Annotated in this window: 24 protein-coding genes and 2 pseudogenes; 13 read left to right on the top strand and 13 right to left on the bottom strand. The window is 62.3% G+C overall.

Going from position 1 to position 24,696, the window contains the following annotated elements:
- The first annotated feature begins 1 nt into the window (after position 1).
- Positions 2–262, top strand: coding sequence for an IS1/IS1595 family N-terminal zinc-binding domain-containing protein (locus DEIPE_RS25650; RefSeq protein ID WP_015231398.1), 261 nt, complete (start codon positions 2–4; stop codon positions 260–262).
- Between the two features lie 362 nt (positions 263–624).
- Here DEIPE_RS25650 and DEIPE_RS20140 read toward each other — a convergent pair whose 3' ends face one another.
- Entirely contained in the window at positions 625–1,644 is a 1,020-nt protein-coding gene (locus DEIPE_RS20140) for a tyrosine-type recombinase/integrase (protein ID WP_015231397.1), read from the bottom strand.
- Positions 1,645–1,938: 294 nt separating this feature from the next.
- On the opposite strand from DEIPE_RS20140, the gene DEIPE_RS23415 reads away from it, so the two are divergent.
- Positions 1,939–2,190: an AbrB/MazE/SpoVT family DNA-binding domain-containing protein gene (locus tag DEIPE_RS23415; protein WP_015231396.1), complete on the top strand. Its 252-nt coding sequence runs from the start codon at positions 1,939–1,941 to the stop codon at positions 2,188–2,190.
- The gene (locus tag DEIPE_RS20135; protein ID WP_015231395.1) at positions 2,187–2,579 is read left to right on the top strand and encodes a type II toxin-antitoxin system VapC family toxin; all 393 of its coding nucleotides are present in this window, start codon (positions 2,187–2,189) and stop codon (positions 2,577–2,579) included. Before DEIPE_RS23415 ends, DEIPE_RS20135 begins: the two co-directional genes overlap by 4 nt.
- A gap of 192 nt (positions 2,580–2,771) precedes the next feature.
- On the opposite strand, the gene DEIPE_RS20130 is transcribed toward DEIPE_RS20135, so the two are convergent.
- From DEIPE_RS20130 to DEIPE_RS24755, 3 genes are all read right to left on the bottom strand, one after another.
- Positions 2,772–3,947, bottom strand: coding sequence for an ABC transporter permease (locus DEIPE_RS20130; RefSeq protein ID WP_015231394.1), 1,176 nt, complete (start codon positions 3,945–3,947; stop codon positions 2,772–2,774).
- Positions 3,948–3,952: 5 nt separating this feature from the next.
- The gene (locus DEIPE_RS20125; protein ID WP_015231393.1) at positions 3,953–4,264 is read right to left on the bottom strand and encodes an eCIS core domain-containing protein; all 312 of its coding nucleotides are present in this window, start codon (positions 4,262–4,264) and stop codon (positions 3,953–3,955) included.
- A gap of 214 nt (positions 4,265–4,478) precedes the next feature.
- Positions 4,479–4,601: an RtcB family protein gene (locus tag DEIPE_RS24755; RefSeq protein WP_217218496.1), complete on the bottom strand. Its 123-nt coding sequence runs from the start codon at positions 4,599–4,601 to the stop codon at positions 4,479–4,481.
- 38 nt (positions 4,602–4,639) lie between these two features.
- On the opposite strand from DEIPE_RS24755, the gene DEIPE_RS20120 reads away from it, so the two are divergent.
- Entirely contained in the window at positions 4,640–5,434 is a 795-nt protein-coding gene (locus DEIPE_RS20120) for an IS5 family transposase (RefSeq protein WP_015231392.1), read from the top strand.
- Positions 5,435–5,892: 458 nt separating this feature from the next.
- On the opposite strand, the gene DEIPE_RS22715 is transcribed toward DEIPE_RS20120, so the two are convergent.
- The 3 genes from DEIPE_RS22715 to DEIPE_RS20105 form a co-directional block, all read right to left on the bottom strand.
- Entirely contained in the window at positions 5,893–6,243 is a 351-nt protein-coding gene (locus DEIPE_RS22715; RefSeq protein WP_083865918.1) for an RtcB family protein, read from the bottom strand.
- On the bottom strand, positions 6,221–6,418 hold the full coding sequence (locus tag DEIPE_RS22710) for a hypothetical protein (protein WP_052326854.1): 198 nt from the start codon (positions 6,416–6,418) through the stop codon (positions 6,221–6,223). The genes DEIPE_RS22715 and DEIPE_RS22710 overlap by 23 nt, the downstream gene beginning before the upstream one ends.
- A 218-nt stretch (positions 6,419–6,636) precedes the next feature.
- Complete coding sequence (locus DEIPE_RS20105; RefSeq protein ID WP_015231390.1) at positions 6,637–7,578, bottom strand: tyrosine-type recombinase/integrase; 942 nt, start codon at positions 7,576–7,578, stop codon at positions 6,637–6,639.
- Between the two features lie 1,340 nt (positions 7,579–8,918).
- On the opposite strand from DEIPE_RS20105, the gene DEIPE_RS24235 reads away from it, so the two are divergent.
- Positions 8,919–9,683, top strand: coding sequence for an IS256 family transposase (locus DEIPE_RS24235; protein WP_425387772.1), 765 nt, complete (start codon positions 8,919–8,921; stop codon positions 9,681–9,683).
- A gap of 327 nt (positions 9,684–10,010) precedes the next feature.
- Here DEIPE_RS24235 and DEIPE_RS20100 read toward each other — a convergent pair.
- Positions 10,011–11,117 (bottom strand): annotated as a pseudogene (locus DEIPE_RS20100) (recombinase family protein); the annotation flags it as partial.
- Between the two features lie 116 nt (positions 11,118–11,233).
- Here DEIPE_RS20100 and DEIPE_RS24230 point away from each other — a divergent pair.
- Entirely contained in the window at positions 11,234–11,554 is a 321-nt protein-coding gene (locus DEIPE_RS24230; RefSeq protein ID WP_157449108.1) for a transposase, read from the top strand.
- A gap of 80 nt (positions 11,555–11,634) precedes the next feature.
- Here the strand turns inward: DEIPE_RS24230 and DEIPE_RS20090 are convergent, their stop codons facing one another.
- The 4 genes from DEIPE_RS20090 to DEIPE_RS25160 all read right to left on the bottom strand — a co-directional run bounded on the left by DEIPE_RS20090 (position 11,635) and on the right by DEIPE_RS25160 (position 16,290).
- Positions 11,635–12,012 (bottom strand): response regulator, encoded by a 378-nt coding sequence (locus DEIPE_RS20090; RefSeq protein WP_015231388.1) that lies wholly within the window; start codon positions 12,010–12,012, stop codon positions 11,635–11,637.
- Between the two features lie 82 nt (positions 12,013–12,094).
- A complete protein-coding gene (locus DEIPE_RS22705) occupies positions 12,095–15,433 on the bottom strand; it encodes a GAF domain-containing protein (protein WP_015231386.1) in 3,339 nt (1,112 codons plus the stop codon).
- Between the two features lie 18 nt (positions 15,434–15,451).
- The gene (locus DEIPE_RS25165) at positions 15,452–15,955 is read right to left on the bottom strand and encodes a tyrosine-type recombinase/integrase (RefSeq protein ID WP_245557684.1); all 504 of its coding nucleotides are present in this window, start codon (positions 15,953–15,955) and stop codon (positions 15,452–15,454) included.
- A 23-nt stretch (positions 15,956–15,978) separates the two neighbouring features.
- On the bottom strand, positions 15,979–16,290 hold the full coding sequence (locus DEIPE_RS25160; protein WP_245557683.1) for a hypothetical protein: 312 nt from the start codon (positions 16,288–16,290) through the stop codon (positions 15,979–15,981).
- A 199-nt stretch (positions 16,291–16,489) separates the two neighbouring features.
- On the opposite strand from DEIPE_RS25160, the gene DEIPE_RS25325 reads away from it, so the two are divergent.
- The 3 genes and pseudogenes from DEIPE_RS25325 (at position 16,490) to DEIPE_RS22685 (ending at position 19,479) form a co-directional block, all read left to right on the top strand.
- Complete coding sequence (locus tag DEIPE_RS25325) at positions 16,490–16,789, top strand: DUF4158 domain-containing protein (RefSeq protein ID WP_052326853.1); 300 nt, start codon at positions 16,490–16,492, stop codon at positions 16,787–16,789.
- A complete protein-coding gene (locus tag DEIPE_RS22695; protein ID WP_083865916.1) occupies positions 16,764–17,843 on the top strand; it encodes a DUF4158 domain-containing protein in 1,080 nt (359 codons plus the stop codon). The genes DEIPE_RS25325 and DEIPE_RS22695 overlap by 26 nt, the downstream gene beginning before the upstream one ends.
- 65 nt (positions 17,844–17,908) lie before the next feature.
- Positions 17,909–19,479: pseudogene (locus DEIPE_RS22685) on the top strand (transposase).
- Between the two features lie 118 nt (positions 19,480–19,597).
- On the opposite strand, the gene DEIPE_RS20070 reads toward DEIPE_RS22685, so the two are convergent.
- Positions 19,598–19,927 (bottom strand): tyrosine-type recombinase/integrase, encoded by a 330-nt coding sequence (locus DEIPE_RS20070; RefSeq protein ID WP_041231808.1) that lies wholly within the window; start codon positions 19,925–19,927, stop codon positions 19,598–19,600.
- 51 nt (positions 19,928–19,978) lie between these two features.
- Here DEIPE_RS20070 and DEIPE_RS22680 point away from each other — a divergent pair, with 51 nt between their 5' ends.
- The 4 genes from DEIPE_RS22680 to DEIPE_RS20050 are packed head-to-tail and all read left to right on the top strand — an operon-like array spanning position 19,979 to position 24,682.
- The gene (locus DEIPE_RS22680; RefSeq protein WP_015231385.1) at positions 19,979–20,842 is read left to right on the top strand and encodes a FadR/GntR family transcriptional regulator; all 864 of its coding nucleotides are present in this window, start codon (positions 19,979–19,981) and stop codon (positions 20,840–20,842) included.
- Positions 20,839–22,227, top strand: a complete 1,389-nt coding sequence (locus DEIPE_RS20060) for an FAD-binding oxidoreductase (RefSeq protein ID WP_015231384.1) — start codon at positions 20,839–20,841, stop codon at positions 22,225–22,227. The genes DEIPE_RS22680 and DEIPE_RS20060 overlap by 4 nt, the downstream gene beginning before the upstream one ends.
- A 45-nt stretch (positions 22,228–22,272) precedes the next feature.
- The gene (locus DEIPE_RS20055; protein ID WP_015231383.1) at positions 22,273–23,079 is read left to right on the top strand and encodes a fumarylacetoacetate hydrolase family protein; all 807 of its coding nucleotides are present in this window, start codon (positions 22,273–22,275) and stop codon (positions 23,077–23,079) included.
- Between the two features lies 1 nt (position 23,080).
- Positions 23,081–24,682: an aldehyde dehydrogenase (NADP(+)) gene (locus tag DEIPE_RS20050; protein ID WP_015231382.1), complete on the top strand. Its 1,602-nt coding sequence runs from the start codon at positions 23,081–23,083 to the stop codon at positions 24,680–24,682.
- The last annotated feature ends 14 nt before the right edge of the window (positions 24,683–24,696 follow it).

Here is a 24,696-nt window from a genome sequence, read left to right as displayed (position 1 = left end):
TATGCCGTTCCCCACGTGCCCGCAGTGCGGCTCAAGCACGGTTCGCAAGGCCGGTCTGAACCGGGTTGGCCGGCAGGTATACCGGTGCACGACCTGTCAGCGGCAGTTCAGCAATGCTCACGAGCATCGGTACGTCGATGCGGACACCCGCCGACTGATTGATAAGTTACGTCGAAGCGACCTGCCTCCCGCACAGATTGCCCGCTTGGCGCAGGTCAGTGAGGCCTGGCTCGAGTGGTACTACCGGACCAACCGGCCGTAAGTGTGGGGCTGGGCCCATTGAGCTGCGAATGCTGGTCCAAGCGGACGCCTGGATCCAGGAGGTGTTACGGCCGCGAGTCACTCGCCGGTGCTCGGTATGGAGCTGGCGCGTCCCGGGAGTTGCCCGTTGATCGAGACGCCTCACCGGGTGTCGGGTGAGTCGGCCATCGCACCGTCATGCACGGTGGTCGCGGTGGTCATCAGGGTGGCTTGAGCAGCACCACGTGGGCGGGACACCGCGCAGACAATGTCTGCGATGCTTCACAGAATCGTGGCGACCATCGTTTTATGGTCCCCGTCGCCAGCCAAGGTGGACCTGGGGTGACCCGATCACACTCAGGAGGCCCGGTCACCAGTCGCCGATCACCAGTCGGCGAGGTCGGCTTCGTAATCATCCGGGGTGATCTCCGCGTACCGGCGGGTGGTGCTGATGTCCGCGTGCCCCAGAAAAGCCGCGACTGCCCCAAGGTCCTTGCGGCGGCGGTACAGCTTGGTGCCCGCGAGTTTGCGCAGTGCGTGAAAGCCCCGAAAGTCCTGCCAAGTGAGTCCGGTCAGTTCGCTGGTGCCGTTCACGAACTTGCGCAGGTGATAGAGGGCGCCCGGCCGCGTGCGATACGGAAACAGAGTGCCTTGCAGCGCGGCAGGTTTAAGGGTCTGGGTTTCACGTTGGTGGCGGCTGAGGCTCTGATACAGCCGGTCGCTGAGGGGCACGCGGCGGGTCTTGCCGCCCTTGCCGGACCGCACGATCAGGCGACGTTCACCCAGCCGTACGTCACTCCACTGCACGTTGACCGCTTCATCGATGCGCAGACCCGCGTGCGCGCACAGCAGCAGCAGCACTTCCAGGTGGCCGGGCGGCGTGGCGCGGTCGAGCAGCTGGCGAAGTTGCGCGTCACGGTAGGGTGGGCGGTTGGTGAGGGCGTCCGCCGGGTCTTTCGGAAGACGCACTTCCTTAAACGGATCCGCTTCGGTCGCGCCGGCCCAGTTGAGTGCGCGGTACAGCGCGCGCGCGCCTTGCACGTAGAGCCGCACGGTGGCGGGTTTGAGGATCTGGCCGTCGTCGTGCGAGGTGGCGAGGAGGTTGACCCAGCGTTGCGGGGCGTGCCGATCCGGCTTGAGCAGGTTCCAGGCCTGCGTCCGGGCGTGCTCGAGGAACACGCGCACTCCCAGCCGGTAGTTGCGCAGGGTGTGTGGGCTGGCCTGACTTGCGCTGCGACCGCGCTGGATCAGGTAAGCCTCCACGACGGTCCAGAGGCCGGCGAGGTCTTTGTCACGGGCGGCCGTGACGGCGAAGCGGCGTTGTTCGTCGTCGTGCAGTGCGGTGAAGGCGTGAGCTCGGTCGACGGGGCCATGGCGGATGATGTCAAGCTCGAAACTGGGCAAGAGTTCTCCTGGCGTGCGTGGTGGTCGGGCCTGAAAATTCGGTGCTCTCAGAATCGCCGTGAAGGTGCCTCGAATTCGTTTTGAGGGTTGGCGTACCTGGGAAATTCAAAACGGCCCGCCCGTGATTCTTTTACGCTAATACACATTAGCGTAAAAGAATTATTCAACGCATGTACCTCAGGACACTCTTTTAGCCTTCAAGCAGCAACGCACCCGACTCGGTGTAGCCGGGAAAACGTGCCCGCTTTGCACTCTTCCTACTGACCGGAAAAAACCGGATACACTGTAAAAACTATGGTACGCAGTCAATTCGCGGTCTCGGTTCGAGAACACGGACGTTTGAACTTACCCAAGGAATTACGGGAAGCCTTAGGCGTAAAAGAAGGCGAGAATTTGATCTTCCGCGTAAAGGAGGATGGCAGCGCTGAAGTGGTCACACCTCAAACGCTCGCACGGCGAGGCCGAGGACTATTCACTTACCTCAAGCAGGTCGAGAGTGAAACTGATGACTTCATTGCCCAACGCCGTAAAGAGGCTGAACAGTGAAGGTCCTTGACGCTTCTGCTCTGCTGGCGTACATCTTCGGAGAACCCGGCGCTGAACAGGTCGAAGCAGAACTGTCAAAAGGCACCACCATTCACGCGGTGAACCTCGCTGAAGTGCTCTCCCGGCTGGCCGAACGTGGCAGCGCTCCCGAGGATTCCCTGCAGACCTTCACCGACGCCGGCATCATGAAGCTGCTCAAAGTGGACATCGGCACGGTCGAGGACGCCCTGAGTGCCGCCCGCCTCCGGCCCATCACGCGCCGCCAGGGACTTTCCCTTGGCGACCGGTACTGTCTGGCCCTCGCCCAACGCCTCAAAGTACCGGTGATGACGGCAGACCGAGCCTGGAATGACCTCAGCGTCGGGGTCACCGTGGAACTGGTACGCTGACCTCACCTCCTGGGCGGTCAAGCGACACGGAGAACAGCAGACGTCACGCGGGCGACAAGGACGAGATCGCTGCAGGGCCACCCAGGGGTAACGATGAACGATGCACGTCACCCGACCCGGCCCTGCAGCCTGGAATTTCGTTATCAACACCCAAACAATTTTGCCATCCTCACCTCCACGTCAAAAGACCTATCAGTTCAACCGGAGGGCCCGTGCGATCGGCTCACGAGTCACCCGCCAAGCGACTGGCAGGGCCGCGAGTACACCCATGAAAATACTCACCGCCAGCACGACCAGCAGGACGCCTGGGGTGGTCAGGGCCGCCGGAACACCAGTCCGCGCGATGGTGAACGCGCTGAGAGCGTGGCCGGCGAGCCAGCCGAGCAGCGCGCCGCCCAGCCCGCCCACGCCGGTGAGGAGCACACCATCCAGCAGCAGGAGACCCACCGCCTGCCCGGGCTGCAGGCCCAGCGCTCGAAGCACGGCGAGTTCGGCACGTCGCTCGAAACCCACCATGGTCATGGTGGTCAGGACGGTCAGGAACGCGACCAGCAATGCCACCCCCGATAGCGCCCACTGCATCAGGCGGGCACCACGCAGCAGGCGTGTCATGACATCACGCGCTTCCAGTTGCGTGTGCACCTCGGCGTCCACGTGCTTCGCGAGCGTTCTCGCCACGTCCCACACGTCTTGGTCCGGCCTGACCTCCACCGCCGCGAGGGAAATCAGGCCGCGCACTTCCAGAATCGCCTGCAATGATCGCAGGGGAATGATGATGAACGCGTCGGTTGCCGTGCCCGTTGGCGCGAGGACACCGACAATACGAACCTGATGTCTGCGGTTCAAAGGGATGACGTCCCCGTTCTGTACCATCAGCTGCCGGGCGACCTGAGCGCCGACCACCGCCACGGGCGCGTGTTCGTCCGCTGGGATCAGTTGACGTCCGCGCAGCACGCGCGCGTACGGGTACACCTGCTTGAAGCCAATCGCGGCGGGAACACCGTAGAGTGTCACTTCCAGACCGGCATGCCGGTGGCGCTGCAGGATGACCGGCGTGACGAACTGAAGGCCGAGTGCCGCGCGCTGCGCCTGGATTTGTTCCAGGAGCTGCTCGGGCATGGTTGGAGGGGGTGCGAGCGCCTGCAGCAACCCTCCCAACGAAACCTGCAGTTGCGGCCGGATGCTGTTGGTCTGTTCCTCGACGGCCTGTCGTAACCCCGCCCCAAGGGACAGGAAGACCGTCAAGCCCGCGGTGGCAACGCTGACGCACAGGGCAGTGACAACCGATCGTGCCGGACGCCGGGTCAGACCGCGCGCGGACAAGACCAGCAAGGTGCCCGCCGGCCTGAAACGTCGCAGGGGTGCCACGCGCCCTACCGTTCCTTGGCGGAAGAAGCGACGCGCTCAGCTTGCCGCGCCGCGACTTCAAAGCGGTTGTGGTGGTAACCGTGACGGGCGCTTTCCAGCAGGTACAGCATCACGAACCGCACGATCCCGTAACGTCGGAACTGCTCGAGGTGCGCGAGTTCGTGCGCGACCCACGCGTCACTCTGCAGAAATTCTTCCCGGGTGGCGCCACTCAGGTGAATGGTGCCTCCGAGGACCATCGCCACGCGCTTCACCCTGAGGTTACGCCGGGCGACGCGTGCCAGCCACGACCGCTCGATGATTCGCACCCCGTTCACTTTGACCTCACGGCACCAGCGTACCGAACACCGAGCCTGCAGTGCGCTTGTTCTGCCGGCCTGCGAAGCTACTGCTCCAGTCGGAAGACGCGTGAGCTTGATTCGCGCGTCTTCCGACCGGAAGTCCCGGTCAAGCCACCTGGGACGGTGAAACCGTGCTCACGCGTCCTGCGGAGATTCTCGGAGCTCCGCAGGCTGACCGGCCCATCCTGCTTTACTCGTCATCGCCCTGTTTACCGGTCATGCGGACCCGTTTCGGCTGGAAGCGCCCCAGCACCCGCACCAAACCCGTGGCTTCCTGAATACCCGCCACCGTGTGGATGTCCTTGTATGCCACGGGCCTAGGGTCTGTTGACCAAGTGGTAGCTTGATGCACTGTGCCGTCATGACCTGACCGACGAGCAGTGGAACCGCCTTGCACCCCTCCTGCCTCAACAACAGACCCGAGGGCGGCCCTACCACGACCACCGCACTGTTCTCAACGGAATCCTCTGGATCCTCGCAACCGGCGCACCATGGCGTGACCTGCCGGAACGCTACGGTAAGTGGAACAGCGTCTACGTCCGCTTTCGCCGCTGGACACTCACTGGAATCTGGCGCAGCCTGCTCCACCAACTCCAAGGAGAGGCTGACCTCCGAGGACAACTCGACTGGAGTCGGCACTTCGTCGACAGCACCGTGATCCGCCCGCACCAATGTGCCGCAGGCGCAAAAGGCGGACAGCAGCATCAAGCCCTGGGCCGTTCCCGAGGAGGCTTCAGCACAAAGTTGCACCTGCGTGCAGATGGACAAGGCAAACCCATCGCCTTTGTACTGTCAGGTGGAGAGCGCCATGAAGCGAAGTTCCTGGAGCCCTTGATGAACTTGGGCCGAATCAAGCGAGCGGCTCAAGGACGCCCGCGGTCACGGCCCCACGTAATCATCGGTGACAAGGGCTACAGCTATCCCAGCTTGCGCCGCCTTCTACGCCTGCGGCGTATTCGTGCGGTTATCCCCGCACGACGTGACCAAGGGAAGATTCGGCACTTCGACCACGCCGCATACCGCGACCGGAACAAGATCGAACGCCTGGTGAACCGTTTGAAACGCCATCGGCGTGTAGCAACGCGGTTCGACAAGCTGGCAGCGCAGTATGAGGGCTGGGTCACCTTGGCGAGCATGCTGGAGTAGCTTTCTGAGGGTGACACGGTATAACAAGCCAACGCTTACTTGAGCGTCAGAGGGGAGCAGTGGATGGCTTACCACATGGGAACAGAGTGCTTGATCTGCGAGGGATCACCGCTGTTCTTCCGCCGCGCCTCGGACAGTCATACTCTCTTTCTGTTTTGTCCGGAGTGCGACTCGGTGTGGCTTGATCCATCGCAGCTGTCGGCAGAGCAGGCTCGATTTCCGGAGTTTGAACACCGATGGGTGATTCCAGGCACGGAGTTCCGCATCAAGGGTGGAGGCGCGCGTTGGGCGTCGGGTGGGGAAATCGAGCAGGTGGGATGGGGGCACTTGGTTGTGGGGACGTTTGAGGAGTCAGAATTTTAGATCCAGGCTTCTTTTTACCCCTGGTCAACAGGCCCTAGTCCATCCCGCCGACCAGCCGCGTCACGCCCATTGCCGCGAGGTGCGCGTCTACCACTTCACGCGACAAGGTCCTTTCCGCCTGTCTGCGGCCCAACTGACCGTCTGCACCGTGACTGGTGCTTCAAGCGGAGCGCACTTTCCAAGCCTTCCACCAGCAGCGCTTCGGACGCCATCAACCCGGGAACGATGCCCAGCCGGCCCGCTTCGGCCGGGGTGGCGCCTTCGCGGTGCACGATGGTGTTGCCGTTCCGCCACGTGAGGTTATGCCCGTTCCACAGGGACTGCATGGCGGGCACGTCCACGGCGCGCGGCACCCGCGTGTGGGTGAGTTCATGACTGGCCTGCGCCAAACGGCCCGCGAGGGTCATGGTGTGCCAATATTCCTCACCCTTTGCGTCGAGGTCCAGCCAGGCGAGTCGCGCGGTGTCGACGCGCGACTCCTTCCAGTCCGCGCCCCAGGTGCGGGCGAAGTTTCATGGCGAGGTCGGCGTGGTAACTGGCGATCTGGCCGCCCACTTCGCGCGAACCGAAGTGCGTGAGGAGCGCGGAGTGCGGCGGATCGTCGTGTGCGGCGCGGGACACCCCGAAGTCAACGACGTAATTCCCACTACCTTGCGAGCCGAGCAGATGGAGCGGCGACCTGGTGCAGGTGTCGTAACTTCACCGGAAGCGATCACCTGGCGTGGGTGTCATCAAATATTTCGCGGTGCTCACCCAATCCGCAGTAGCCTTTCACGAAGCTGGTAAGACGCAGCGCCAGCGCGTTCAGGCACTCCGTCTGCTCGGATCCGACGGGAGTTTCACCGGCTTTGTTGGCGTTTGTGTTTTTCAATAAGCGGCTGAACGGCTTTGAGTGTGCCGAGCCCGAGGCGTTCCTGCACGACTTCCGGGTCCCCAGTGAGCTCGAGGATGCGCAGGCCGGCGTTGTTTCGTAACGCGCGCCAGCCGCGGGCGATGGTGCTGCGGGGCGAGCGGGAGTTGACGTTGGCGTGCCCACAGAGGCTGTAGAGGGCGTGGCGGAGTTCGTTGTCGTTTTCGAAGCTGAAGAGGCGTGCGTTTCCGTCACTCTGGAAGAGCGTGGGAGCGCGGACGTCGTGCAGGACGCCTCGTGACTGCGCCAGGGTTCTGAGCGCACCCAGCAGCTCTTGTGGTTCTTCAACGAGGCGTTTTTTGATGCTGAGGATCTCACCGTGCATCCTGATGTCACTCCAGCGCAGCGAGACGACTTCAGGTCCGGTGAGTCCGGCGTGCGCGCCGAGCAGGACCATCACTTTTCCTTCGGTGTCGGCGTGGGCGAGCAGGCGTATGAGTTCTTCAGGAGTGTAGGTGTCGCGGTGGGCTGCCGGGTCGTATCGGGGGTTGTCGAGGCGGTCGAACGGGTCAGGAACCGAGTGGCCGAGCCCGTGGAGAACGTTGTAAAAACTCCTCGCCTGGCTGAGGCGGTTGTTGAGGGTGTTGGCCTGGGTGTCGTAGCGACTTTTGAGGTACTGAAGGTAATCCTCGCCGGTCTTGGGGTCCGGGTGGAGCACGCTGCGGCCCTGGTCGCGGGCCCATTGAAGGTAGATGCGGATGCCGCTGCGGGTGTTGATGCGGGTTCCTCTGGCTTGGGGCAGGTGGGGTTCGAGCAGGTCGAGTACGGCGTTGAGGCCGTGTTCCTGGCTGAGGTGACGGCGGATCAGCTCAACGCGTTCTGGCAGGAATGACTGGGCTTCTTGCAGGGCGGTGTGGAAGGGTTCGGGCATGCAACTCCTGTAATGAAGGATAATTGTTTTTGAAAGACAATCATACCCCCTCCCCTGTTCGCTCCACCAAGACAACGCAGAACCGCAGGAATGGGCAGCAGGTGACACACCACCCGCTGCGTGATAAAAGTGCATGGTTCGGTAGCCTCCAGGGCGCCAACCTCTTGAGCTCAAGCCACTGCTCATGCGTACGGTAAGACATCTGGCGAATCTCATTGCCCGTCGCCTACTGCGACCGCAAAAGCTCAACGAGTAAGGCCCCCTGAGAAGCTGAATTTGGACCACATGGCTTCGGCTGAAAAGCGGCTGGCTTTCCCGATGTGACGTGATGGCTATACCGCTTAAACAATTATTCTTCGTTGACGCCGACTACACCGCCTCTCAAGTCAGGGCTACAGCGCGCCACGCTCCCACCCTCTCTGCCCAGACACCGCCCCACCCGCTCACGAGATGTCACTTCTTTGTCGGCACGGGGGGAATACACAGCTACAAACGCGCCTTCAGAAAAAGTAGGGCGTCACCCTGGGCGTTTGCGGACAGTGCTCGTCGTAGCGGACCAAAGGCCTTCGACTTCTCGCTGGTGTTGAAGGTGCACGCAAAGCAGAAACAGAAACGTGGGTCGGTTGATGGCTTGTAGCTCGCCTACTCGGTGGGTTTGCTTCATGCAGCCAAGCGAGACTTACCCTTGGATTTGCTATGACGGCTGCGCTGATTTCCTTTGGAGATGATGGCGTCGAGCTTCACTTGGTGCAAGTACTCGCGGGCGGCTTCACCAGGCAGCTGGTCGTGCTCCAGGTTTGACTTCAGGCGATGACGCGAGCGTACGCCGGTGAAGTGAGGGTAGCCCAAGGAGTGGCGTACCTCAGGGCTGAATGCTTGCGTTCGCGGTGATAGCAGTGAAGAAAGGGGGGCATGGCCTCGCGCGAGCCTGTACAGAATTTTGTGGATCTGGGGCAGGAACCGCATCTGACGAAAGGACGTGTCCATGCCAGCAGCAGAAACGAAGCTTGACCCGCAACTCCTCGACCAGCTGCTCGACGGTCGCCGCACCCCCGACAGCTTTGGCGAGTCGGGGGTGCGGCGACCGTCGAGCTGACACACCACCTCGGCCACGAGTCGGGCGGACGGGTGACCAACGAAACAAGAAACACCCCAAACGGAAAGTCGAAAAAGACCGTGCAGGCTGAGTTCGGCAGCGTCGAGATCGACGTTCCCGCAACCGTCGTGGTGCGTTCGAGCCCGCGATCTTACCCAAGCACCAACGGTGAACGGTGATTCGAGGGATTGGACGACAAGATCGTCGCTGTACGCCCACGGCATGACGAACCGGGACATCCAGAATCAGCTGCAAGACCTTTCAGGCATGGCGCTCGCGCCCGTTAGAGGCGGTCTATCCGAGTCTTTACCTCGACTGCTTGCACGTCAAAATCCGCAAAGACGGGCTGGTCGCTCCCCGAGCGGTCTACCCGGCCATCGGCGTGAACCTCGAAGGAACCAAAGAGGTGCTGGGCTTGTGGACCCTCAAACCCGAGGGAGCCAAGTTCTGGCTCTCGGTGCTGACCGAGCTCGAGAACCGGGGCGTGCGGGATGTGTTCATCGCTTGCGTGGACGGGCTGAAGGGCTTTCCCGAGGCGATCGAAGCCGTCTTCCCCAAGACGCAGGTGCAACTTTGCACCGTCCACATGGTCCATGGTCCGGCTCTCGCTGGCCTTCGTGAACTGGAAAGAACACAAAGCAGTCGCGGCCGATCTCAAACGATCTATGCCGCCTCGACCGTTGAGCAGGCCGAGCGCGCCCTCGTCGCGTTCCGAGAGAAGCACGATGCCAAATACCCGGCGGTTGGGGCAACGTGGCAGCGCCACTGGGCCAGGGTCACGCCGTTCTTTGCGTTTCCGCCGGAGATCAGGAAGGTGGTGTACACAACCAATGCGATTGAAATAGTCGAAACGCAATTGACAAAACGGAACCCTCGGGCGGTCCCGCGAGGTCGGCACCGCATACCGAATCTCAACATGCTCTTCCTCCACGATCACTCGGTCCACCAGCAACTCGACCAGCAGGCGCTTCCGGTCAAAATCAGCATGCTCCAACCCTTCGCGCACTGACGCGCAGAACCCTTCCAGCGAGTCCGTCAATTGTGCCAATTCCTGTCGCTGCGCGACTTGCACCTGCACCAGGCGCTGCTGAATCTCGATCTGCTCGCGTTTGCGGTCCAGTTCCATCCGCGCTCGTTCGAACTCGCCCAACTCGATCACCCTGGCCAGGTAAGCCTCCAGCAGGCGTTGCCGTTGGCCCTCAAGTCCTGACAATGCCGCACGCAAGTTCGCTTGCCTGGCTTGTAGCTCCTGCGGCAACCAGGCCCCACCGTGTCGCCGTTCCAGTGCCAGTTCGATCAAGTCTGGCTGCTTGAGTACTGCGCATAAATCCGCCCAGACGATCTCGTCCAATTGCTGGGCAGGCGTGTAGCGAGCGGTACAGATTTCCACACCGTTGCCTGCGGCGCGCAGGTAGTTGGTTTTCAGGCTGCACGCATAGTATGACTGGCCTGATTTGGTCGTCCGGCCTGGGCAGGAACACCGGCAGCGCCCACAGCTGACCAAGCCCCGCAGCAGGTAGGGGTGTTTGGTGTTGTTCCGCCTGGATCGTTGCTGATTCAGCGACAACTTACTCTGCACGCGATCAAACACCTCCTGCTCGACGATGGCCGGCACGGCAATAGGTACCCATTCTTCACGGGGCCGCTGACGGTGGCTCTGACCGGACTTTCCAACTGGCTTGAACGGCGACTTCCGTGAGCGTGCCGGGATGGCTTCCCAGCGATTGCCATAGGTGGTGCCGGTGTACACGGGATTGCACAGCACTTGCCGGACGGTGGACGGAACCCATAAGGCTTTGCCTTTCGGACTTTGAATGTTCGCGTGTTTGAGACGAGCAATGATCGCCAGGAAGGTGGCGCCTTCTTCAAGGTACCAGTCGTAGAGCTGCTGTACGAGTTCGGCTTCCGCCGGTTCCAGGCGCACGCCCGCAGGGTCGCGTGGGCAAGCAGGATCAACGCGGTAGCCAAAAGGAGGCTGGGTCCAGGGCAGTAACACGCCTGCTTTGAGTTTGGCAAGGCGACCGCGCCGCATCCGATCAGCAATGAGGCTGCGTTCGTACTCTGACACGGCACCACGAATCTGAAGGAGCAGTTGGTCATGCGGGTCCTGGCTCATGGGTCGTTCGATGAACTCTACGGTGCATCCACGCTTCTCGAACTCTTCGAGGAGCAGCATCTGATGGACGTACTTTCGTGCCAGGCGATCAGGAGCCGTGATGAGCACGAGGTCCACGTCGTGCTGTGTGACGCGGTCACGTAACCGATCGAGGCCAGGGCGGTTGAGGCGGGCGCCGCTCAGTCCATCGTCACGGAAGATGTGGTCGGCGTCGACATGGTGGCCGCGCTCGTTCGCTGTGTTCTGAAGGCGTTCGAGTTGCTGTTCAATGGTCTGCGTCTGGACTTGGCGGCTGCTTGACACTCGGGCGTACAGGGCTACTCGCATCATTGACCTCCCGTTGGGGAGGCTGGGTTGCCCACTGCGTCAGGAACTGATAGGCCCGGTCGAGTTTCCGCAGGTCGGGGTGCTCGACAATGGTCCGTTGGATCTGGATGGGCTGCTTGATCGACGCTTGGCGTGGCATAACCACCTCCTTGTGTCGATCTTCTTCTTGCCGGCTGCCAGGCGCGCAACTTGAGGCGGGCAGGCCGAACAAAACAGAAAATGTCGTTTGTAATCAGGCCATCGAGTCCTTGAATTTTCAGCTGCGCAAGGTCACCAAGACCAGGGGGTCGTTCCTGAATGAGGAAGCCGCGTTGAAGGTGTTGTACCTGGCGATCTTGCGGGCCACTGAGCGCTGGACGAGACCCTTGAACGACTGGCGCTCAGCGCTGAATATTTTTACCATCATGTTCGAAGGACGGGCTCCCCAGCGTCTATGAACGCTCCCGAGGTATGGAAACGAAAAGGGCTTAAACCGCCACTTTTGTGCGTTTGTGAATAAAAACGTGCAGGTTCAAACTCAGCCTCCTCCTGACATCGGCAGAGGCTCCTCCAATTTCATCAGCTGCTGGACGGACCCAAAGCCCTTCACCACGTACCCACGCGCGCCTAACTGCACGGCACTCACCGCGACCTCCGGGTTTGCCAGACCGCTCAGAACCACCACAGGTTTCCCAGCAGCCAATAACAGTGCTCGGGACAGCACTTCCAGACCGAAACCATCCGGAATATCCAGGTCCAAGAGCAGCACATCGAACGCTCCTCCCGGCCAACATCGAGCAGCTTCCGCAAAGGTCTGCACGTGCTCCACCTGCCAGTCCGCGCCCACCAATTCCAGCAACTCCACCAGCAGCAGCGCGTCGGCGTCGTGGTCCTCGATGAGTAAGACCCGCCTCACCCCTGCCGCCCGCCCGGCAGCAGCCCCTTCAAGATTGGGCCGCTCCGAATATCACTGAGCAGCGCCGCCTTGTGCTGAACACTCATGCCGCCCTTTTCTTTGGCAAAGTCAGTGAAAAGACCGTGCCCCCCCCTGGATTGCTCTTCAGGCCCAGGCGCCCACCGTGCCGCTCGACGATCTTCCGGGCAATGGACAGCCCGATCCCGCTGCCTTCGTACCTGTCGCGGGTGTGCAGCCGCTGGAAGATGGTGAAGATCCGGTCGAAATACTCCGTTTCAATGCCAATGCCATTGTCCCGCACGGTGATCCGGACGAAGTTCCCTTCGTCCTGCGCGTCCAGGTACACCTCAGGAGCCCGCCCGGGATCACGGAACTTCAGCGCGTTGCCCAGCAGGTTCTGGAAGAGCTGCCGCAACTGCGTTCCGTCCCCGATAACACTGGGAATCGAGCTGATATGCACGGTGGCGCCGGAGCGCTCGATCTGCGCCTGCAAGTCCTGCCTCACCTGCGCCAACACTTCCTGCATATCTACCACGTCTTGCCGGTGTGCGCCGGCGCCCACCCGAGAAAAGGCCAGCAGATCCTGCAGCAGCGTTCCCATCCGCGCGGTTGCTTCTCCGATCAGTCGGATGTATATGTCCGCTTTTTCATCCAGACGCCCCTGATACTTCAAGGCCAGCAGCTGCGAGAAACTGGTGATGGTGCGCAAGGGTTCTTGCAAATCGTGACTGGCCACATACGCGAACTGCTCCAGCTCCGCGTTGGAACGCACCAACTCCTCCGTCCGCGCGGCCAGAGCGACGATACCCTCGGCCCGCTCCAAGGCCAGGCCCAGGCTGCGCACCACCGTCTCCAGCACCGCGCGGTCCGCCTGAGCCCAGGTGCGCTGCGCGAACAGCACCGCGATGAACACCCCGGCAACTTCCCCTCGCCTCAGGACGGGCAGCGAAGCCACCGTACTGACATGCTCCACCATCTCCAGCGGAGTGTCGCTGCCTTGAGCGTACTGATCCTGATACAGCGCCTGACTGGTCGTCCAAGGCACGTCCACACTGGGCGTGACTCCCACCAGTGGTCCAGCATCAATGAATGCCTGGAGGTCCGGGTTACGAGTCTCACCGATCTGCACCCGGTTGCGCCACCGCTCTCCGTCCCGTTCGTAGTACAGCGCGTACCCGTCGCTGAGCAGCGACATCACCACTTCCTGCGCGCGCTTCACCAGGCCGTACTGATTTGCTTCTGTACTCAGGTCCCGCGTGAGGTTCGCGAAGCCTTCCAGAGCTCTGGTGCGTGCGTCCAGTTCAGCGTTCTGCTCCGCCAGGCGAGCTGCAACGTCCGCGCGCTCCAGCGCGAGGGTGAGGCCCCGCACCACGGCGCGCACCAGCGCCTTGTCGCTCTCGCTCCACCGCGCGACGTCACGCAACGCGAAGCCGAGGATGCCCCGCACTTCCTCCTGCACGATCAACGGCGCAGCGACAGTGGCCTGGTACTCGCCGCTGCGCTCCACCCGCTCCTCCTCAGGATTCCAGGCTTCGCGGAACACCAGCTGCCGAGCCTGCTGCGCGTCCCTGAGGATGGGTGTGTCCTCCGGAAAACCAGCCTGCAGCATCGCCAGCAACTCATCGGTCATGTCCTCGGTCCACACCCGGCCTTTCCACAAGCCGTCCTGGCGTTCGTAGTACGTTCCGCTGCTGTTTGGAAAGCGCGTCTGGAGCGCCTGCATGGCTTGCCGTGCCAGGGCGAGGACATCTGTTTGCGTCCCGACGGCTTCGCTGAACGCCACGAAGGCGTCCAGGGCGGCCCGCTCGGCTTCCAACGTCCGTGCGTGCTCAGCCCGTTCCAACGCGAGACCGAGGCTATTCACCGCGGTTTCCAAAATGGCTTTGTCCCCGCGAGTCCAGGGGCGACTGACGTTGAGTCCATAAGCGAAGATGCCGTGGCATTCGGTACCCACGAAAAGCGGCAGGGTCGCGGTGGACGCGATGGTCTCCGATCCTGGCACGTCGTGGTCGAGGGTGGGGTTGTAGCGGTCCTGATACAGCGGCTGGCCGGTTTCCCAGGGAAAGCGGAGGTTGTGGGTGGTGTCGTACGGCAACGCGGACGACAGTGACGCCTGCAGGGGGGCGTGCTCGGTGCCGCCGGCCTGGGACTTCGGCATCCACGATTCGCCTTCCAGCTGGTAGTACACCGCGAAGCCCTCGCCGATGAGCTCAGCGACAGCTTCCTGTGCCCGCCCGATGAGTGCCAACGCGTCTGTTTCAGGTGTGCGGGCCAGGATCGCGAAACGCTGCAAGGCTTTGGTTCGGGCGTCGAGTTCCACGTTCCGGGTTTCGAGTAAGCGGATGAATTCGGTGCGTTCAAGCGCGAGGTTCAGGCCGCGTGCCACCGCGTGCACCAGCGTCTTGTCCTGCTCCGCCCATCGCTGATTGTCCCGCAGCGCGAGCGCGAGAATGCCGCCCACCTCGCCCGCCATGAACAAGGGAACGTTGACAGCCGTGCCGTACTCCTCAGAGTGCTCCACCTCTTCGCGCGTCGCGTTCCAGCCATCCACGAACACGCTGTCCTGTACTCGCAGCACTTCGCGGATCAGTGGGGTTTCGGGAAGCCCGGCGGTGATCAAGGCGAGCAAGTCGCCACGCAGGTCATCACTCCACACCCGCGCCTTCCAGAGGTCACCTACACGCTCGTAGTAGGCGGCGCTGCCGTCCGGAAAGCGGCGGCGCAACACCTCGACCGCTTGCTGAGCCAGGGCGAGCACGTCCGAGTGGGCGCCGACCGCTTCGGTAAACGACACGAAGACTTCGTACGCGCGGGCATCGTGTTCAATGATGGCGGTGCGTTTCCGCACCTGCTCCTGTAAGTCGGTGGTGAGCTGCGCGCGTCCCAGGGCAACAGCGCACTGCGCGGCGAGGGTGCGCAGAAAGCGGGTTTCCGGTTCGGTGAAGTGATGGGGCTGCTGGAAGTCCAGGACGAGGACGCCCAATGGCTGGCCTTCCAGAAACATAGGAAGGATTGCACTCCCGACGGCCACCTTGCCTCCGGTACGCGCTTCCAGGTCAGGGTAGGTGGCGGTCAGCGTTTCACTGTGCTCAACCAGCCAAGGCTCACGCGTCCGGAGCACGGCGGTGGCCGGCGTCCGGTCGGAAAGCGGACCATCCTGCCAGACGCTCTTGATGCCCGCGTCCTGACCGTACTGGGCAGTCACGTTCAAGGCGTCACCCTGCACCAGCAGCACCATGCCCGCTGTGGCGCCCAGCACGGCCAGGGCGGGGCGCAAAATGAACTCGAAGATTTCTGCCTGCGTGCCTGTCGCCGCGAGTTGTTCCGTGACGTCCTGCAGCTGGGCGATCAGCTGATCAGCGCGTTGTTGCCCGGTGAGCTCGGACGAGGTGGGGGATGGAGGTACGGGCGAGTCAGGCATCAGTTCCTTGTCCGGCGTTCAGCGCCATGCGATCTTTTCAACTTCAGCTTGGAGGTCGCGGGCCGTGGCGCGGGTGTAGCGGGCGGTGGTGTCGAGGGAGTCGTGACCCATGATCTGCGCAAGGCGGTGCAGGGGGACGCGTTCAGCCATCATGTATCCGAAGCGGTGCCGCAAATCGTGGGGGCTGAGGTCGAGTCCGGCGAGGTGAGCGTATTTGCGGATCAGGTGATCGAGCGCGCGGGTGGAAAGGGAAGCCGATCGGCGGTCAGAGGGAAAAACGAAAACAGCGTTCTCGGGAAGGGTCGGGAGGTACGTGTGCAAGGTTTCACGAGCGGTGCTGTTGAGGGGAACGTCACGCACTTTGTTGCCTTTGCCGGTCACGGTGAGCTGGCCGCTGCGTTTCGTGAGGGTGACATCCCGGCGTTTGAGGCAACTGGTTTCGCTGACCCGCAGGCCGGTGTGCAGCATCAGCACGATGACGGTGCGGTCGCGGAGTTTACCGTGCTTGGTGACGGCGCGCACCAGGGCGTCTTCTTCTTTATCGGTCAGGCCGCGGGGTGCGGGGCTGCCAGACGCACGAAACGAACGGGACGAGCAGGATCGCGCTGGATGCGGTGTTGCCGCTCGGCCCAAGCGGTGAATCGTTTGATGCCGACCAACGCGCGGTTGACGCTGGCGGGTTTGAGGGCCAGTTCGCCTTGCAGGTGCGTTCTGAAGCGGGTGATCAGGGGTGTAGTGAGCTGCTCCGGGAGGAAGGAGTTTGAGCGAGCGTCGTCATGCCAAGCCGATTCACACCAGAAGGCGAAGTAGCGGAGGTCCGCGAGATACGCACGCAGGGTGGGGGCTGAGGTCTTCAACTTCCCGCAGTGCGCGTTCGAATTCAGCAAGGACGGCGTGCGCTTCAGGGGTGAGCGTACCGGTGGCACGTTTGAATGCCGCGCGTGTTTTGTTCTCAGTCATCCGTTCACCGTCCTCCAGGTCTATTCTTCGCCAATTATGGCCTGTCTTGTCTGTAATTTATGCTGAGAATATCAATTCCTTGACAAGGAGAGTCACGTGCCCACGTTGGACGAGACGGCCTACCCCAGGCTGAAAAGCCAGCCGATCGAAAAAGAGTTGCTTGAGATCTACACCCCCAGCCAGGAAGAGCTGGCGCTGGCCGAACGCGTCGCGCGGGAAGCAACAGCCAAATTCTGTTTCCTGGTGCTGCTCAAGACCTTCCAACGTCTGGGGTACTTTGTACAACTGCGCGACGTACCGGAAACAATCACCGAACAGATCAAACATTCCCTGGGCCTGCTGATCCTGCCTGTCCGACTCGCCGGGTACGATGAATCCGGCGCGCTCACGGCATAGCAAAATCGTTCGTGAGCACTTGGCCATCACGCCCTTTGCACAGGGCGGCCGGGAAGTAATGGCGCGCACCCTGCGGGAGTTGGCTTTCACAAAACAGGACTTGCGTGACCTGATCAATGGCGCCATCGAAACCCTGGTGAAAGAACGCTTCGAACTGCCCAGTTTTGGTGTGCTGGAAGAAGCAGCCGAGCGGGTTCGTGGCGAGACGCACCGGGCGTTGTTCGAGTTGGTCTTTGCGGCGCTGAGCGAGAAGGATCGAGGCACGCTGGGCCAACTCTTCGTGCAGCCTGGTCGGGACAGCGGGACCACGCTCTGGAACGACCTCAAGCGGGAACCTGGTCGGCCCACGCTGACCAAGCTCAAAGAGTGGCTGGTTCACCAGCAGTGGCTGGCCGGCTTGCAGGTCGGCGCGAATGTCGCGGCGCTGCTGTCCGAAGCGAAAGTGCTGCATTTTGCTGAAGAAACGAAGAGCTTGAACGCGTCGCGCATGCAGGAAGTCGAGCCCAGAAAGCGCTTCACCCTGGCTGCGTGCTTTCTGCACGTCCGGCATGCTGCGGCCCTCGACGGGCTCGCCGAGCTGTTCGTGCGGCGCATGGGGAACATCAGTCGGGACGCGCAGCTGGCCTTCGAGGCGGACCGGGAAGGTGCGCAGCAGCGGGTGAACGACCTGGTGCTGAAGCTCAAGGAAGTCGCGGTGGCTTACCAGCGGGAAGGCAGCGAGAAGGAACGGTTGGGGGTGGTGGGCCAGGCGCTGGGTGAGCCTGGCGCTGTGATCGAGGCCTGCGAGGCGCACGAGGCGTTGGTGCAGAACAGCAGTGCGCCGTTCGTCTGGCGTTGTTACGCCAGCTCCCGTTCAATGGTGCACGCGCTCTTCCGGACCCTGACGGTCAAGACCACCAGTTATAGGACGCCGGGGTGGAAGGAGCGTTGCAGTTCGTGCTGGAAACAGCGCATCTTCGGGCGGAGTCGTTGGTCCTGGTCGGACCGAACAAGGTGCCTGGCGCCGAACAACTCGATTTCGCCTGGATTCCCCAGGGATGGTGGCGACTGGTGACCGGGCAGGGCCGCCGGGACGCTCTGGTGAAGCAGCTCCACCGCCGGCATTTCGAGGCGTGCGTCATGCTGCAGGCTCGCGAGGACCTCAAAAGTGGTGACCTGTGCGTGCAGGGCGCACGGGACTACGCCGATTACCGCGAGCAGCTGGTGAGTGACCAGGAGTTTGAACGCCTGGTCGGGACGTTTTGCGAGGAGGCGGACTTGCCACGAGCGGGGGCGGCGTTTGTGGCGAGGACGAGAGCCTGGCTTGGGGAAGTTGCACAGCAGACTGACGCTTCATTTCCACACAACGAAGCTCTGCGCATCGAGAAGGGCGAACCGACACTCACCAAACCGAAGAAGAAGCTGCCGCACCCGAAGCTGGCATGGCTGGAGGCGGCCGTCAAGGCCCGGCTGGTGCAGAAGGACGTGGCGATTCTGGACGCCTTTGTTGCCGCAGCGAACGAAACAGGCCTGACGCGTCCCTTCGGTCCAGTCTCCGGCTTCGACTCGCGCCTGGAGGACGCTCAGGCCAGGTATGTCGCGGCGGTCTTCTGTTATGGCTGCAATCTGGGTCCCAGCCAGACTGCGCGGAGCCTGATCGGCACGGACCGCAAGCAACTGGAGTGGGTCAACCTGCGGCACATCACCGAGAAGTCGCTCGACGCGGCCATCACGTTGGTCATCAATGCCTACGCCCGGCTCGCTCTGCCAGGCGTGTGGGGGACGGGGAGCGCGCTTCAGCGGATGGAACGAAGTGGAACATGTACGAGCAGAATCTGCTGGCGGAGTACCACCTGCGCTACGGCGGGTACGGCGGCATCGGGTACTACCATGTGTCAGACCGCTACATCGCGCTGTACTCGCATTTCATTCCTTGCGGGGTGTACGAAGTCCGCTTCATCCTGGACGGCCTGCTCAGGAACGAAAGCGATCTGCAGCCGAACACGGTGCATGCCGACACTCACGGGCAGAGCACACCGGTGTTCGCTCTTGCTTACCTGTTGGGGATCGAGCTGATGCCGAGGATTCGGGACTGGAAGAACCTGGTGTTTTACCGCCCCTGCAAAGGGGTTAGGTATCAACACATCGACAGCCTATTTGGGGAAAGCATCGACTGGGCGCTGATCGAGGAGCACTACGATGACCTGCTGCGGGTATGCGTCAGCATCAAGGCGGGCCGGATTTTTCCCTCGACTGTGCTGAAGAGGCTGGGCAGCGCGGGTCGGAAACGCAACAAGCTCTACGTGGCCTTTCGGGAGCTTGGCCGGGCAGTCCGGACAGCCTCCCTGCTGCGTTATCTGGCCAACGCTGAACTGCGCGCCACCATCCAGGCGCCCGTGAATAAGAGCGAGCAGTTCAATGCCTTCAAGGACTGGGTTTCCTTTGGTGGGGACGTGATTTCCAGCAACGACCGCGACGAACAGCGTAAGCGGGTGAAGTACAACCAGCTGGCGGCCAACTGCGTCATCTTCCACACCGCCTGCTTGCTGACGGAGATTGTCAAAGAGCTGCTGGCTGAGGGGTACGAAGTGCCACTGGAAGCTTTGGCTGGTGTGAGCCCGTATCTGACGGAGCATATCAACCGCTACGTGGACTACACGTTGAACCTTGACCGCGTGCTGGCTCCGGATTATGCCTTCAGGCTACCCTGAATTCACAAGCGTCACAAAAGTGTAGGCTCAGCCTCTTTTCGTTTCCAAACCTCCTCCCCGTCCACAAAATTCTGAACACCTCCGTGTCAAAGCGTACCTCCGCGACAGCTCATGCAAATCATTGCGGCGCGTCCAGACCGTCCCACCGGGCGCGCCGGACCTGATCCGACAACGCTAAGAGCTCCAGCACATCCTGAACGGCCTCTCGTTTGGCGTCCTTGAACGGGCGTTGCCACTCATCGGTATAACGTCGGACACTCTGCTCGACGTACCGAGTGTAGATCACGCTGGAGGAAATATGCGCGTGGCGCAGATGCCTCTGCACCTCGTAAATGTCACGGCTGACCTTGTACAGGCGGGTACCGCTGGTGAGACGCAAGCCGTGCACCTGCTGCAACCCGTACTCCACGCCGGCGCGCGCCCCGAGCGAACGCAGCTTGCGCTCCATAGTCAGAGTAGTCCATCACCGCAAACATCATATGTATTGTATCTTGGCCAAGTGACTCCACAGCCTGCCAAGCCCCGACCGCACCACGAGCGGTTGGTGGAGGAACTCACCGGGCGAATCGCAAGCGGGCAGCTCCCACCTGGAACCCTGCTTCCGTCGGAAATACAACTCGCGGCAGAGTTCGGCGTGAGTCGCATCGTCATCCGCGAAACCGTGAAAGTGCTTGTCACAAAAGGGCTTTTGGACGTTCGGCAGGGACGCGGCACAACGGTCCGCCCAGAATCCGCGTGGAACGTGCTCGACCCAATGGTCCTCCGGTTCAAGCAGCAAGACGGCGACACCAGCAGACTCTATGGTGAGCTACTTGAGGCGCGTGGAATCTTCGAAGTGCAAATTGTCGCTCTCGCCGCAACGCGAATCAGTGACGGGGAACTGAGCCTGCTCAGCATGCACCTTCGCCGGATGGATACCGTTACCGGTGACGTAGACGCGTACCACGCCGCCGACGCGGAGTTTCACTTGATGATCATCCGCGCCGCCCAAAACCGCGTCCTGGCCGCACTCATCGAACCCGTACGCGCCCTCCTCGAAGAGGCGCTGCGGGACACGGTCGCTCTCCCCGGATCAGCGCACCGCGCCCAGGTTCTGCACTGGAACATCTTCCGGGCTTTGGAGCGCCACGATCGGTCGGCCGCAACCGAAGCCATGCACGGGCACCTCGACCAGGCCGCCAAGGATTTGATGACGGTATCCGCAAAGAAATCAGGCAAGCGTGAGCCGCGCCAACCAAGCCCACACCACGTTCGCTCGGAGGACGCTCTCCAGGATTCCCTGGCCATTTCAGGCCAGTCACTCCCGGGCGTGCCTTCCTTGCACACGACCCTCCACAACGACGCTGACGAGGTGAAACAATGACAACGGTCCCCACTGATGACGCTTTCGCTGAACTGCATTCACGTCTCGGTGCGAAGCTGAGCCGCGCTCCTGGAGACTTGAACGCCCACGGATACGACGAGGGCGGCTCGCTTCAGCACTACCCGCCTCACGCTGTGGTGTTCGCAGAGAACGAACAGGACGTTGTGGATACCCTTGCCTTTGCCGCTCGGCATGGCGTCCCGGTGACACCTTGGGCGGCAGGAAGCGGCCTGGAAGGCAACGCACTCCCCGTACGTGGGGGCATCAGCTTGGACGTGACCAGGATGAACCGGGTGCTGCGCCTTGACCCTGACAACTTCAGCGCAACGGTCGAGCCCGGCGTGCTGTATCCGGAACTGTCTCGCCTGGCGCGACCCCATGGTCTGTTCTTCGCGGTCGACCCGGGGGCGGAAGCTTCGCTGGGTGGGATGGCCGCTACTGGTGCCAGTGGCACTGGCGCGGTCCGGTACGGCACGATGCGGGACAACGTCCTGGAAATGCGTGTCGCCCTGACCGATGGTCGAGTCATTCGAGTTGGCAGTCGTGCACGAAAGTCCTCCGCTGGGTACGACTTGAAGAATCTCTTCGTGGGTTCGGAAGGAACCCTGGGCGTCATCACGCAACTCACCGTAAAACTACACCCACTTCCTGCCACGCTCGCGAGCCTTCGTGCGAGTTTTCCGACGGTCGAATCCGCAGTGCAAGCGGCAGTGCTCGTGATGGGCGCTGGAGTGCGCCCGGAACGCCTGGAGTTGGTGGACGCCAACACCGTCCAAGCAGTGAATGCGTACAAGAACACCCGTTACGACGAAACGCCCACCTTGTGGATTGAACTCTCAGGACGCGACGAGACGGATCTTCAAACCCAGCTGAATCTCGTGATGGACCTGTGCGGTGAAACCGACGGGTACGGCTTTGAACGGGCCACGACGGAAGGTGAGCGGCTCGCCTTGTGGACGGCCAGGCATCATGCGTATTACGCGATTCGCGCCTTGTTCCCAGGTCACCGGATTCAAAGCACCGACGTGTGCGTTCCCATTGCGGAACTCCCCGGCGCCATTCGAGAAACTCAGCGGTTGTTGGATGCACACGACATTCACGGGCCTATTCTCGGTCACGTCGGGGATGGCAACTACCACGTCTCGCTTCACGCGCCCGGCGATGACACGGCCGCTTGGGCCCGCACGCAGGAGGTGCTCAAGGGCATGGTCGCGTACGCCCATGGGGTCGGCGGAACCTGCACGGGGGAGCACGCGGTCGGGTTGAACAAGCGCAAGTACATGCGTGCGGAACACGGCGAAGCGCTCGACGTCATGCGGTCCATCAAGCAGCTCCTCGACCCCCAAGGCATCCTCAACCCCGGCAAGATCTTCCCCGATGAATGACTCCAACAAGTTGTGGGTCACTGCAGCGGCAGGTAAGGAGGCGAAATGAAACTCGTCAAAATCGAAATGAACGGCACGCCGTGCTGGGCGGCAGAACGGGACGGCCGCTATCTGGCTCTGCAAGGCACCTTGGACGGCTGGCTCAGTGGGGGGGGCCTGCCGGAGGTGACGCCGGAGGAGGTCCGTGGACCCCAGCTCGCACCGATCGACAGTCAGGAGGTTTGGGCGTCCGGGGTGACGTACCGCCGCAGCCGCGAGGCCCGCAAGGTCGAGTCCCGTGGCGCGGACGTATATGACCGCGTGTACGACGCGCAACGCCCCGAGTTGTTCTTCAAGGCAACGGCGTCACGCACCGCAGCACCCGGCACGCCCGTGGGCATTCGCCGTGATTCCCGCTGGAACGTCCCTGAGCCGGAACTTGCCCTGATCCTGAACGCCCGCGGTGAGATCGTTGCGTTCACGATTGGCAACGACATGTCCAGCCGTGACATTGAAGGCGAGAATCCACTGTACCTGCCCCAAGCGAAAGTGTACGACCGTTGCCTCGCGCTCGGTCCGCACCTGGTCACCACCGACGAAGTGCCAGACGTCACGCGCCTTACAATCCGCATGAGCATTGAGCGCGCCGGGCAGGACGTCTTCACCGGTGAGACCAGTACAGGGCAGCTCAACCGTTCCATCGAGGAACTCGCGTCGTACTTATGGCGTTCACAACGCTTCGCGCATGGCGCGGTGCTCCTGACTGGCACCGGAATCGTGCCTCCTGAGGCGTTCACCCTGGCCGCGGGTGACGTGGTCGGAATCGAGATTGAGCACATCGGCGTGCTCCAAAACCCTGTCATGGAGGTTTAACGTGACTGAGCAACTGCAACCCGTCCTGATCAATGGTGCCTGGCGCGACGCGACTCGACCCTCAGCCAGCTTCACTGCCAGCAACCCCACCACCGGCGAGAATCTCTCTGACACGTATCCCGTCTCCGAAGTGGAGGATGTCGAAGCGGCCCTGCAGGCTTCCTGGGAAGCCGCGGAGTTGCTTCGGAGCCTGCCGGCGGAGACGCGCGCTGCGTTCCTCGAACGGTATGCGGAGCGGATTGAGCAGTACCGCGAAGACTTGGCGGAGGTGGCCGAACTGGAAACCGGGCTGCCAGCCAAGGGGCGTTACATGAACACCGAGATTCCCCGCACCGTGAACCAGCTGAGACGCGCGGCGCGCGCGGTGCGCGAACGCACGTGGACGCGACCCACCATTGACACACAACACAACCTGCGTGCCATGTTCGGCCCACTGCACGGTGTGGTCGTCGTGTTCGGACCGAACAATTTCCCGTTTGCGTTTAACGGCGTGGCAGGAGGTGACTTCGCCGCAGCGATCGCCGCCGGAAATCCCGTGATTGCCAAAGCCCACCCGGCTCACCCGACCACCTCACGCCTGCTGGCAGGGCATGCCTTGCAGGCTGCCGTGCAAACCGGGTTTCCCGCTGCGGCCGTGCAGATGCTGTACCACCTACCCAACGAACTGGGTGTCCAGCTGGTCTCGGATCGTCGGGTGGCCGCGATTGGATTCACCGGGTCGCGCGGTGGTGGGCTGGCACTCAAGGCCGCCGCCGACAAAGCCGGGAAACCGTTCTACGCAGAGATGTCCAGCGTGAATCCGGTCTTCGTGTTGCCAGGCGCCCTCAAGGCGCGCGCCGAAGGCATCGCTGACGAGTTCTTCACTTCGTGCACCGTCGGGACCGGACAGTTTTGCACCAACCCCGGGCTGGTCATCATGATCGACGGCCCGGAAGCGCAGGCGTTCATGCGGGAAGCCACGCAACGCTTCGAAGCCGCTCCTGCCGGCGTGCTGCTTACCCGCGAAGCCCCACGGCAACTCGAACGCGGCGTCGCGCACCTCACCGCCGCTGGCGCGCGCGTCGTCACGGGCGGGAAATCCATTGAGCCAGGCTTCCGCTTCGAAAATACGCTTCTGAGCGTCTCCGGCGCGGCGTTCCTCAAAGCCCCGGAGGAACTCCAAACCGAACTGTTCGGCCCGACCAGCCTGCTCGTCCTTGCCCGCGATGAACAGGAATTGTGGCGCGCAGCGGAAGTCCTCGAAGGAAACCTTACTGGAACGATCTACAGCGGCGACGGGGACGAACCACTATACGCGCAAGTCGCGCCGAAAGTGCGCCGGAAGGTCGGGCGACTCCTGAACGACAAGATGCCCACCGGTGTCGCGGTAAGTTCTGCCATGAACCACGGTGGCCCTTACCCCGCCACTTCCCATCCCGGTTTCACCAGCGTCGGCCTGCCTGCCGCCATCACGCGCTTCGCGGCGCTGTACAGCTTCGACAACGTTCGCGATCACCGCCTTCCACCCGAACTTCAGGATGCCAACCTGCTGGGCATCTGGCGCTTGGTGGATGACGAGTGGACGCGTGACGCGCTGCGCCCAGCGCAGGGCGCAGCAATGTGACCAACTCGTTCCGG

Source organism: Deinococcus peraridilitoris DSM 19664, assembly GCF_000317835.1.
Lineage (GTDB): Bacteria > Deinococcota > Deinococci > Deinococcales > Deinococcaceae > Deinococcus_A > Deinococcus_A peraridilitoris.
The sequence above is the reverse complement of the archived record's forward strand: the minus strand, read 5'-3'. Positions and strand labels throughout refer to the sequence as shown.